The 10,561-nt window shown below is 71.1% G+C and carries 12 protein-coding genes; 11 read left to right on the forward strand and 1 reads right to left on the reverse strand.

Going from position 1 to position 10,561, the window contains the following annotated elements:
- Positions 1–1,421 (reverse strand): condensation domain-containing protein (locus ABT354_RS37655; RefSeq protein WP_351502516.1); only part of this gene is annotated, 1,421 nt, incomplete at its 3' end.
- A gap of 300 nt (positions 1,422–1,721) precedes the next feature.
- Here ABT354_RS37655 and ABT354_RS37660 point away from each other — a divergent pair.
- From ABT354_RS37660 to ABT354_RS37710, 11 genes are all read left to right on the forward strand, one after another.
- On the forward strand, positions 1,722–1,868 hold the full coding sequence (locus ABT354_RS37660; RefSeq protein ID WP_351502518.1) for a hypothetical protein: 147 nt from the start codon (positions 1,722–1,724) through the stop codon (positions 1,866–1,868).
- 3 nt (positions 1,869–1,871) lie between these two features.
- Entirely contained in the window at positions 1,872–2,036 is a 165-nt protein-coding gene (locus ABT354_RS37665) for a lysine biosynthesis protein LysW (RefSeq protein ID WP_351502520.1), read from the forward strand.
- Positions 2,033–2,926 carry a RimK family alpha-L-glutamate ligase gene (locus ABT354_RS37670; protein ID WP_351502522.1) on the forward strand — a complete coding sequence of 298 codons (894 nt, stop codon included), beginning with the start codon at positions 2,033–2,035 and terminating at the stop codon, positions 2,924–2,926. Before ABT354_RS37665 ends, ABT354_RS37670 begins: the two co-directional genes overlap by 4 nt.
- The gene (argC, locus tag ABT354_RS37675; protein WP_351502524.1) at positions 2,920–3,957 is read left to right on the forward strand and encodes an N-acetyl-gamma-glutamyl-phosphate reductase; all 1,038 of its coding nucleotides are present in this window, start codon (positions 2,920–2,922) and stop codon (positions 3,955–3,957) included. The genes ABT354_RS37670 and argC overlap by 7 nt, the downstream gene beginning before the upstream one ends.
- A gap of 194 nt (positions 3,958–4,151) precedes the next feature.
- Positions 4,152–4,997 (forward strand): [LysW]-aminoadipate kinase, encoded by an 846-nt coding sequence (locus tag ABT354_RS37680; RefSeq protein ID WP_351502526.1) that lies wholly within the window; start codon positions 4,152–4,154, stop codon positions 4,995–4,997.
- Positions 4,994–6,178: a M20/M25/M40 family metallo-hydrolase gene (locus ABT354_RS37685; RefSeq protein WP_351502528.1), complete on the forward strand. Its 1,185-nt coding sequence runs from the start codon at positions 4,994–4,996 to the stop codon at positions 6,176–6,178. Before ABT354_RS37680 ends, ABT354_RS37685 begins: the two co-directional genes overlap by 4 nt.
- Entirely contained in the window at positions 6,175–7,053 is an 879-nt protein-coding gene (locus tag ABT354_RS37690) for a transketolase (protein ID WP_351502530.1), read from the forward strand. Before ABT354_RS37685 ends, ABT354_RS37690 begins: the two co-directional genes overlap by 4 nt.
- Positions 7,054–7,091: 38 nt before the next feature.
- Positions 7,092–8,108 (forward strand): transketolase family protein, encoded by a 1,017-nt coding sequence (locus ABT354_RS37695; protein ID WP_351502532.1) that lies wholly within the window; start codon positions 7,092–7,094, stop codon positions 8,106–8,108.
- A gap of 7 nt (positions 8,109–8,115) precedes the next feature.
- Positions 8,116–8,433: a hypothetical protein gene (locus ABT354_RS37700; protein ID WP_351502534.1), complete on the forward strand. Its 318-nt coding sequence runs from the start codon at positions 8,116–8,118 to the stop codon at positions 8,431–8,433.
- Between the two features lie 144 nt (positions 8,434–8,577).
- Positions 8,578–8,745, forward strand: coding sequence for a hypothetical protein (locus ABT354_RS37705; RefSeq protein ID WP_351502536.1), 168 nt, complete (start codon positions 8,578–8,580; stop codon positions 8,743–8,745).
- Between the two features lie 210 nt (positions 8,746–8,955).
- Positions 8,956–10,561, forward strand: a 1,606-nt coding sequence (locus ABT354_RS37710; RefSeq protein ID WP_351502538.1) for a condensation domain-containing protein, incomplete at its 3' end; no start/stop codon positions are given.

Below are 10,561 nucleotides of genomic sequence, written 5' to 3' on the forward strand. Positions count from 1 at the left end.
CAGGAGACCGCGACCGCGTCCGGCGCCGCCGCCGCACACGCCTCGAACCGCTCGACCACCGACCCGGCGGCATCCTCCACCGCCGTGTCGTTCCACCCCACCAGCACCGACGACCGCTCCACCGGCGTCAACACATCAAGACCGTCGACCGGGAAGGTGGTGCGCTCGGGCGCGCCCGCGAGTTCGGCGGCCTGCTCCAGTACCCGGACGAAGCGGTCCGGCTGCGCCGCCGCTTCGTTGGCCTCCAGCAGCCCCCGGTTGACGTCGAAGTCGACGAGGAGCGGCCCGTCGGCGGTACGGGTGTAGGTGGAGATCGACAGGCCGTCGATGCGCCGCTTGGAGATGTTGTGGGCGGTGACGGGGTGGCCGCCGAAGGTGAGCGAGTAGTCGAAGGTCATGACGTTGACAACCGGCCGGAAGCCGCCCGCCCGGCGCAGGTATTCGCCCCGGAACCGCTGGTGCGGAAGCAGGTTCCGCAACCGGTCGGCGGTGTGCTGGAGCAGCTCCGGAAGCACCATGCCGGGCGGCAGGGTGAGCGTGAGGGGGACACCGTTCATCGTCATCGCCGGGGTGCTCCGGGCGAGCGGGGTGGTCCGGGCGGTGACGGGGAGTTCCATGGCCGCGTACCGGGTTCCGGACGTGGCCTGGAGGTGGCGGCCGGTCAGTCCGATGAGCAGCCGGGACAGGCCGACGCCGAGATCCGCGGCCAGGGAGCGCAGGGCATGCGTGGCGTCGGCGGGGACGGTGGCGGTGAAGCGCTCAAAGCCGGACGCGTTCGACAGCGGGGACCAGGTGGTGTGGTCGCCGGCCGGGTCGGCGGCGCGTTCCGCCCGCCAGAACTCCTCGTCCTGCCCGAACAGGGCGGAGGAGTCGTACTCCTTCTCCTCCAGGAGCAGTTCCCCGACCGTGCCGAAGCGGCGCTCCGGTACCGCTTCGCCGCTGATCGCGGCCGTGTACAGCTCGGCGACCCGGCGCGCGAACAGGGCCGCCCCGAAGCCGTCCATGACGATGTGGTGGTAACCGTGGTACCAGAGGTGGTGGTCCGGGGCGAGCTTGAACAGGGCGAAGGAGAAGGGGCGTTCGTCGAGAAGGTCGGGGACGCGGTTGAGGTCCTCGTGCATCCAGCGTTCGGCCGCGGCGCGCGGGTCGGGCAGTGCGCTGAGGTCGGCGACATGAAGACCGGTGTCCACGCGTGGAGCCACGTACTGCATCGGGCCGTCGGCGGATTCGACGAACTTCAGCCGCAGCGTGTCGGTTTCGGCGACTGCCTGCTCCAGGACCGTGCGGAAGGCGAGCATGTCGACCGGTCCGTGGATCTCCAGGTATTCACCCGGGCGGAAGAGGGGCTCACCGGGGGCCAGCTTCTGCGCGTACCAGATGCCGGACTGTGCGGCCAGCAGCGGCAGCAGAGAGTTTCCCATTTCCGATTTCTCCCACCTTGGCGAAGAGGCCCGTTCGTCGAATTGCCGGAGCCGGGTGTGCGGCGGAATCCCAAGACCCGCCGGACGGCACGGCCGTTTCCGGTCCCCGTGGCAGGAAGTCTTGTCGTCCCCTCGCGCGAGCACCATGAGGACGTCTTGTCAGGACATCGCCCCGGCAACTAGCTGCCAGACCCGGCCGGATGCCGGGCGGACGGGGGCACCTGGGGATCGGTGCCCCGGCGCCCCGTTCCCCCGGGGGAACGTCGACACCCCGCTTACGGCGCGGCACCGGATGTGGACGTGGCGGCTCCGCCCGGCTTCATCGAGGCGGTGGATGTGGCGGGTGTGCGGCGCGGGCTCTACTGGTGCTCGTTCGGCACAGGCCGGACGTCGAGGCCGACCGGCGAGCCGCCGATCCGGCCCCACCACACCGACATCAAGGAGTGACACGTGATTGCGTGCCCCGAGTGCGAGGCATCCGTCCTCGTCGGCGATGCGCCGCGGGTGAGCGAGATCGTCGAGTGCGGCGACTGCTCCACCGAGCTGGAGATCCTCTCGCTGGATCCGCTCCAGGTGGCGCTCGCCCCCGAGATCGAAGAGGACTGGGGCGAGTGACGTCGGACGGTACGGATGCCTCCTTCGCCATGGTGGCCTCCCGGATCCGCACGGACGAGAAGCGGCTGCTCGACGCGTTCGACCGGCACGGGATGCGGTGCAAGGTCATCGACAGCCGCCGGTTCTGGCAGGTGCTCGACGCGGATCCCGTGCCACCCTCCGGCCCGGACCGGCCCCGCCGCATCGTGCTGAACCGCGAGATCGGACACGCACGGGCGGTGTACGCGGCGCGGGCGCTGGAGTCTATGAACGCGGTGGTCGTCAACTCCGCTGCCGCGACGGAGGTGTGCGGGGACAAGTTCCGCACGTCGCTGGCGCTGCGGGCGGCCGGACTGCCCACGCCCCGTACGGCCCTCGCGCTGACGCCCGAGGCGGCGTTGGACGCCTTGGCGGCGATCGGCTATCCGGCCGTGGTGAAGCCGCTCACCGGATCGTGGGGGCGGCTGGTGAGCCGGCTGCCGGACCGGGAGACCGCCGAGACGGTCATGGAGTACATCGCGGCGCTGCCCGGGCCGTCCTCGCACCTGGTGTACGTACAGGAGCTGATCGCGAAGCCGGACCGGGACATCCGGGTCGTGATCGTCGGCGGCCGGGTCGTCGGTGCGGTGTACCGGCGCGGCGGCGGTTGGCGTACCAATGTCGCCCGGGGAGCCGAGACGGTGCGCTGCCCGGTGACCGCCGAGATCGAGAAGCTGGCGGTCGAATCGGCGCGCTGCGTGGAGGCCGACATCGCGGGGGTCGATCTCGTGGAGGACGCCTCCGGAGCGCTGTCCGTCCTGGAAGTCAACCACGGCGTGGAGTTCACCGGATTCCAGCGAGCCCTCGGCGACTCGGTGCCGGTGGCCGACGCCGTCCTGGACCATCTGAAGGAGAGGGCAGCCTCATGCTGAGAGCGGCCATCGCCGGGGCCTCCGGTTACATCGGCGGCGAACTGCTGCGCCTGCTGCTCGGGCACCCGCATATCGAGGTGGCGGCCGTGTCGTCCGACAGCCTCGCGGGGCGGCGGGTCGACGGGGCCCACCCGAACCTGCGGGGGCGCTCGGATCTGCGGTTCGTCGCGCACGAGCGGCTCGGTGACGGTGCCGCCCACTACGACGTGCTGTTCCTGGCCATGCCGCACACCCGGACCATGCTCAGGATGCCGGAATACCAGGCTCTGGCGGATGTGGTGATCGACCTGTCGGGGGACTTCCGGCTGCGGGATCCGGCCGTCTACGAGGCGTACTACGGGATCCCGCACGCACAGACCGCGCTGATTCCGGAGTTCACCACGGGGCTGCCCGAGTGGCACCGCGAGGAGCTGGCCGGCAGTGACCGCATCTCGGTCCCGGGCTGCATGGCGGCGGCCGGGATCCTCGCGGTGCGGCCGGTCGTCGAGGCGGGTCTGGTGGACGGCACGGTCCGGCTGGACGCGCGTACCGGATCCAGTGGGTCGGGGGTGTCGGCCGGTCCGGCCAATCTGCACGCCGAGCGCAGCGGCGCGATGCGGGTCTTCGCCCCGACGGGTCACCGCCACGAGGCGGAGATCGCGCAGGCCACCGGCCTGCCCGTGCGGATGACCGCGACCGGGGTGGAGGCGGTGCGCGGGGTGCAGGTGCTCGCGTGGGCGCGGCTCGTGGCGGACGCGACCGAGGCCGATGTACGGGCCGCGTTCCGCTCCGCCTACCGGGACGAGCCGTTCGTGCGCGTGGTGGCGCACAAGAGGGGCGCCTACCGGCTCCCCGAGCCGAAGATCCTCTCCGGGTCGAACTTCTGTGATGTCGGCTTCGCCGTGTCGGAGCGGAGTGGCGAGGTGCTTCTCGTCGGCGCACTCGACAACCTCGTGAAGGGCGGCGCGGGCAATGCGGTCCAGTGCCTGAACGTGCGGTTCGGCTGGCCGGAGGAGGCCGGGCTGGAGTTCATGGGCCTGCACCCGAACTAGCGAGTCCGCCACCCGGCGGGCCGCCACCCGGCGGGCCGCCACCCGGCGGGCCGCCACCCGGCGGGCCGCCACCCGGCCGTCGCGCCGACCCCGGCGGGCCGTCGAACGGCCCGTCGGCCACGCCGGGGTCGGCGCGACGGCCGACACAAGAACGGTCGGCACAAGAGCCGAGAGAACAGCCGATGGGACAGCCGATGGGACAGAACACAATCGTGGTCAAGTGCGGAGGCAACGCCGCCGTGCAACAGGCGGCCGTGTGCCGGGACGTGGCCGCGCTGACGGCCGAGGGCCGGCATGTCGTGCTTGTGCACGGCGGGTCGGCCGACATCGACGCGCTCGCCGAACGCGTGGGACTGCGGCCGCGGAAGCTGACCGCTCCCGACGGCGTGTCGACGCGCTACACCGACGAGCCGATGCTGCGCGTCCTGCACATGGCGCTCGCAGGAGTGACCAAGCCGCGCCTGGTCACCGAACTCGCCACGGCCGGGGTGTCGGCGGTCGGTCTCACCGGCGTCGACGGCGCCCTGCTGCGGGCCCGTCGCAAGACGGCGCACCGCGCGGTGGTCGACGGCCGCGCCCGAGTGGTCAGGGACCAGCACAGCGGACGTATGACCTCGGTCAACGCGGACCTGCTGCGGCAACTGCTGGCCGACGGCCACACCCCGGTGGTCTCCCCTCCGGCACTCGCCGAGGACTTCCGCCCGGTGAACGTGGACGCCGACCGGGTGGCGGCGGCTGTCGCCGCCGCACTGGGCGCCGACACCCTGGTGATGCTGACGGGCGCCGCCGGTGTCCTCGCCGACCCGGCGGACGAGACCTCGGTCCTGGCCGAGTACCCGGTGCCGATCGACGGCCCCCCGCCGCTCACCGGCGGCGGCATGGGCCTGAAGCTGGTGGCCGCCCGTGAGGCGCTGACCGGCGGAGTGCGGCGCGTGCTGATCGGCGACGGCCGCGCCACCGATCCCGTCCGCGCCACACTCGCCCGTGGTGTGACCCGGGTCGTCCTCGGCTCCCCCGACACGAACGGAGTCCCGCGATGACCGGGGTCGTCCCCGCTTCCCGCACCGCCGTGCGCTGCCCGGAACCGTACGCGATCGGCCTGCTGCGCAGCATGCTGCGCATTCCGTCCCCCTCGTCCGGGGAGGCCCCGCTCGCCGGGCACCTCGTCACCGCGATGACCGAGCTGGGGTTCACCGGGGCCCGCGTCGACGAGGCGGGCAACGCCGTCGGCGAGATCGTACGCGGGGACGGTCCCACGGTGATGCTGCTCGGCCACATGGACACCGTCAGCGGCGATATTCCCGTACGGGTCGAGGGCGACCGTCTGTACGGGCGCGGCGCGGTCGACGCGAAGGGCCCGCTGGCGACCATGATCTGTGCCGCGGTCAACGCCGCCGACTTCCGCGGCCGCCTGGTGGTGGTCGGCGCGGTCGAGGAGGAAACCCCGGGGTCGCGGGGTGCCGTGTTCGTCAGGGAGACCCACCGGCAGCCGGACGCCTTGATCATCGGTGAGCCGAGCGGCTGGGACACGGTCGTTCTCGGGTACAAGGGCAAGCTCGACCTGCGCTACCGGGTCGAGTGCCCGGCGACGCACCCCAGCAGCCCCGCTCCGCAGGCCGCCGAACAGGTCGCGGCGGGCTGGCACACCGTGCTCTCCGTACTCGGCTCGGATCCGGCCGATCCCCGCGCGGGCGGCTTCGACCGGCCCACCGCGACCCTGGTGTCCGTCACCGGTGATCCGGTCTCCGCCGAAGCCGAGTACAGCATCCGCACTCCGCTCGGCCATGACACCGACGGGCTCGTCACGGAGCTCCGGCGCCGACTGTCCCCGCAGGGCACTCTGGAGGTCGTGGGCGCGGTGGCCGCCTGCCGTACGGGGCTCGGCGACCCGGTCGTGCGGTCCCTGTCGGCGGCGATCCGCGCGCGCGGAGCCAGACCCCGTATGAAGGTCAAGTCCGGGACCTCGGACATGAACACCCTCGCCGAGGCATGGCGGATCCCGATGGCCACCTACGGGCCCGGGGACAGCTCCCTCGACCACGCGGACGACGAGCACATCGTGCTCTCCGACTACCTCCACGGCATCGGCATCCTCGCGTCGGCCCTGGAGGGCATGGGGCAGCAGCCCGCCCTCGGGCGGAAGACCGACGGCACCCTCGGGCCAAAGACCGACGCGCCCGCTCCCGCCACGGCGGTCGTCACGGAAGGCGGCGAACGATGACCACGGCCACACCCCCGCAGGCAGTCCACTCCGACAGCGTCGCGCCGGACGCGCTGCTCCACGAGCACGCCCACCGGATACGCCGACACGTCGCGCGGATGTGCGCCAACCCGGAAGGCGGCCACCTGGGCGGCTCGGTGTCCATGGCGGAGATCCTCGCCACCCTCTACCACGCGGTGCTGCGCATCGACCCGGGCGCACCGGACGCCCCGGACCGGGACGTCCTCATCCTCAGCAAGGGGCACGGGGCGCTGGGACTCTACGCCGCACTCGCCGACCGAGGCTTCTTCCCCGAGGAACTCCTCGCCGGCTACGGCAGCCCCGACTCCCCGCTCACCGCGCACCCCAACCCGGCGGTACCAGGGGTCGAGATGCCGACCGGTTCCCTGGGCCACGGTCTCGCGCTGGGCGTGGGCACGGCCCTCGACTTCCGGCTGTCCGGCACCGACCGCCGCTGCTTCGTCGTCCTTGGGGACGGGGAGCTGCAGGAGGGATCGGTGTGGGAGGCCGCGATGATGGCCAGTGCTCTGCGCCTCGGCCGGCTGGTCGCCGTCGTCGACGCCAACGGCCTCCAGATCACCGGGCCGGTCACGGCCGCCATGGGCGAGCCGTGCCTCGCAGACCGGTGGCGCGGATTCGGCTGGGACGTGCGCGAGGTCGACGGCCACGACCCGGCCGGACTGCGCGCCGCGTTCCGTACCGCCCCGCGCGATGACGGGCCGCCGACCGTGGTGATCGCCCGCACCGTGAAGGGGCGCGGCTTCCCCCAGGTCGAGGGCCAGGCACGCAGCCACTACGCGCGATTGACGGATCGACAGGTGACGCGGGCACTGCGTGTGCTCGACAGCGAACAGCAAAGGAGGTCGGCGCTGTGACGGTGACGACTACAGCACCGGGGACGACTACAGTGCCGATGACGGCCACGGTGCCACCGGCGACCGGACCGGCGATCGGACCGGCGGCGGCTCCCACGGAGAAGGCCGCGCCCCGGGCGGGGCGGGAAATCTACCGGGATGCCCTGGTGGAGCTGATGCGCCGGGACGAGCGCGTCGTCTGTCTCGACAGCGACACCGGGCTGTTCAACGGTGTCGAGTGGGGTGACCAGGCGTCCCGTTACATCAACGTGGGCATCGCCGAGCAGGGCCTGATGGGTGTCGCGGCGGGACTCGCGAAGGCCGGCCGCATCGCATATGTGAACACCATGGCGACGTTCGCCGCGACCCGCGCCCTGGAAGCCGTCAAGCTCGACATAGCCCTCAACAACCTCCCCGTGCGTATCATCGCGACGCACGGGGGTCTGTCCGCGGGCCACCTCGGGTCGACGCACCACTCGCTCGAAGACCTCGGCGTGATGCGCATGCTCCCGAACATGACCGTGGTCGTCCCCGCCGACGGCCCATCGACTCTGGAGCTGCTCTCGCAGGCGCACGCGCTCCCCGGACCGGTGTACATGAGGCTCGGACGCAAGGCCACTCCGGATCTCGCCCAGGATGTCCCGCCGATCACCATCGGCCGTGCTCAGCACCTTCGCGAGGGCGCAGACGCCACCCTCGTCGCGGTGGGCTCGCTGCCGGTGCTCACGGCCCTGGACGCCGCGGACCGCCTGGCGGAGGAGGGCATCGACGTGACCGTCCTCAACATGCACAGCGTCAAGCCCCTCGACACGGAGGCCCTGGCGGCCGCCGCACACAAGCCGGGCGGCATCGTGACCGTGGAGGAACACTGGGCGGTCGGCGGACTCGGGTCCGCGGTGGCCGAGACGGTGTGCCGTCTGAGCGGCGGCTGCCCGGTGTGGCCCGTGGCCGTCGGCGACCATTTCGCCGCCGGCACCGGTGGCCACGGGCATCTGCTGTCCCGGAACGGGATCACCGCGGAGGCGGTCGTCGCGCGGGTCAAGGCCGCTTTGCGTAGACCGCTTTCGGATAAGTAAGGATCAGATGTACTTCGTACAGGCCCATATGGAATACCTCGCCGCGCCCGACGCCGAAAGCGTCAGACGCCGGTTGCACGAGCACGCCACCGCTGACCACCGCCTGCAACATGTCTACGTGCAGTGCGAGGGAACGCAGGTCAGCGTGGTGTTCTTCCTCCTGGCACCGGACCTCGCCCACGCCGAGAGCTCGGCCCGGGCGCTCTGCCTCCTGGAGCTCCACCCGGAACCGCTGTCTCCCAGGGGCCGGCTGCTGTCGTCCACGGCCACGTTCGCCCCCGCCTTCGGTCCGACCTGGCCCGGGGAGCGGGGGGCAGGAGGCTGACACGCCCCGGGGCGCACCCCTGACAAAGAGCTGCCGTGACAGGAGACTGTCGCCGGAAACCCTTTAACACCCCCGTGCCGGTTGCCAAGAATGCAGTCATCACCAAGAAACACCCCGCATTCCAAGCAACCTCGGGAGAACCAGATGACTGCCATCCAGAAGCTCGTCACCATCCCCGCCGCCGCCGTCGCGACCGCCCTTTTCTCGCTCACGGTGCTGCCTCAGTCGGGTGAACTGAGCTACGAGGCGAAGACCTCCACGGCGATTACCGCGCCCGCCGTCGACAAGACGAACAACAACGGCTGGGACTGACCAGCAGTACCGGGTACATCCCGCCGTCTTCTCTCTTCGCTCTCTTCCTCTCTTCTCGCTTCCTCTTCCTTCCCTCTCCTCTTTTGCTTCTTCGGCGATTTCTCGCCCCCCCGCACTCTCACTTTCAGGCGAACACTGCCCGGTCGGCATCCATGCGCGTGACAAGTGCAACCGGATTCATCGTGTTGCCTCCCAACGTATGGAGTTCTGATGTTTCCTCTGTCGTTTGCTCAGCGTCGGCTGTGGTTCCTGGGTCAGTTCGGTGCGGCGGGTTCGGCGTACAACATGCCTTTGGTGGTCCGGCTGAGGGGTGTGCTGGACGAGCCCGCTCTGCGGGCGGCGGTCGGTGATGTGGCCGACCGGCACGAGGCCCTGCGGACCGTGATCGGCGATGCGGAGGGTGAGCCGTTCCAGGACATCCGCCCGCCCGGCCAGGACGTGCCGTTCGAGGTGACCGCCTGCACGGCAGACGAACTGTCGGGCCGGCTGGCCGAGGGCTCGCGGTATGTGTTCGACCTGACGGCCGAGATCCCGTTGCGGGTGACTCTCTTCCGGGTGGGGGAGGGGGAGTGGGTGGTGCTGGTGCTGTTGCATCACATCGCCTCGGACGGGTGGTCGACGGCGCCGTTCCTGAGGGATCTCGGGCAGGCGTACACGGCGCGTCTGGGGGAGGGTGCGGCTCCGGTGTGGGAGGAGCTGCCGGTCCAGTACGCGGACTACACCCTCTGGCAGCGGGACCTCCTGGGTGACCCGGCCGATGAGGAGTCGCTGTTCGCGCGCCAGCTTCAGTACTGGAGGCAGGCTCTCGCCGGGGTGCCTGAGGAGTTGGCGCTGCCGTTCGACCGGCAGCGTCCCGCGGAGCCGTCGCACCGGGGGGCGCTCGCGGTGTTCGAGGTGGACGCCGCCACCCACCGGCAGCTCGCGGCGCTGGCCCGGTCGACGAACATGAGCATGTTCATGGTCTTCCAGGCCGCCATCGCCGCCACCCTCACCCGCCTCGGCGCCGGCACGGACATTCCGATCGGTATTCCGATCGCCGGGCGTACCGACGACGCGCTGGAGGACCTGGTCGGGTTCTTCGTCAACACCCTCGTCCTGCGCACGGACACCACCGGCAATCCCACCTTCCGGGACCTGCTGGCCCGGGTCCGTGACACCGACCTCGCCGCCTATGCCCACCAGGACCTCCCCTTCGAATCCCTCGTCGAAGCCCTCAACCCCCAGCGCACCCTCGCCCGCCACCCCCTCTTCCAAACCATGCTCGCGTACCGGAACGAGCCTGCGAAGACGGAGCACTTCCATGGCCTCCGCTCCACGGTGGAGCGCTCCCTGAGCGGCCAGATGAAGTTCGACCTCGAATTCTTCGGGGTGGAGCGCGCACACGAGGGCGGTGTGCCGTGCGGCGTGGAGTTCGGTCTGCAGTACGCCACCGACCTGTTCGACCGCGCCACGGCCGAGCGGCTCATCGGGTATCTCACCCGGCTCATCACGGCCATCGCCGCCGACCCCGACCGGCTGTTGCTCGACGTGGACATCCTCGACGCCGACGAGCGCCGGATGCTGACGGGCGAGTGGGGCACGGGGCACGTCGTCTCCCTGGACGACGAGCCGTCCGTCATGGCGTTGTTCGAGGCGCAGGTGGCGCGGACCCCCGACGCCCCCGCCCTCACCCACAACGACACCACCCTCACCTACGCCGAACTCAACACCCGCGCCAACCGGCTCGCCCACCACCTCATCCACCACGGCGCCGGACCCGAACACCACATCGCCCTCAACCTCCCCCGCTCCATCGACCTCGTCACCGCCACCCTCG

This window comes from Streptomyces sp. NPDC000594, assembly GCF_040299965.1.
Classification (GTDB): Bacteria; Actinomycetota; Actinomycetes; order Streptomycetales; family Streptomycetaceae; genus Streptomyces.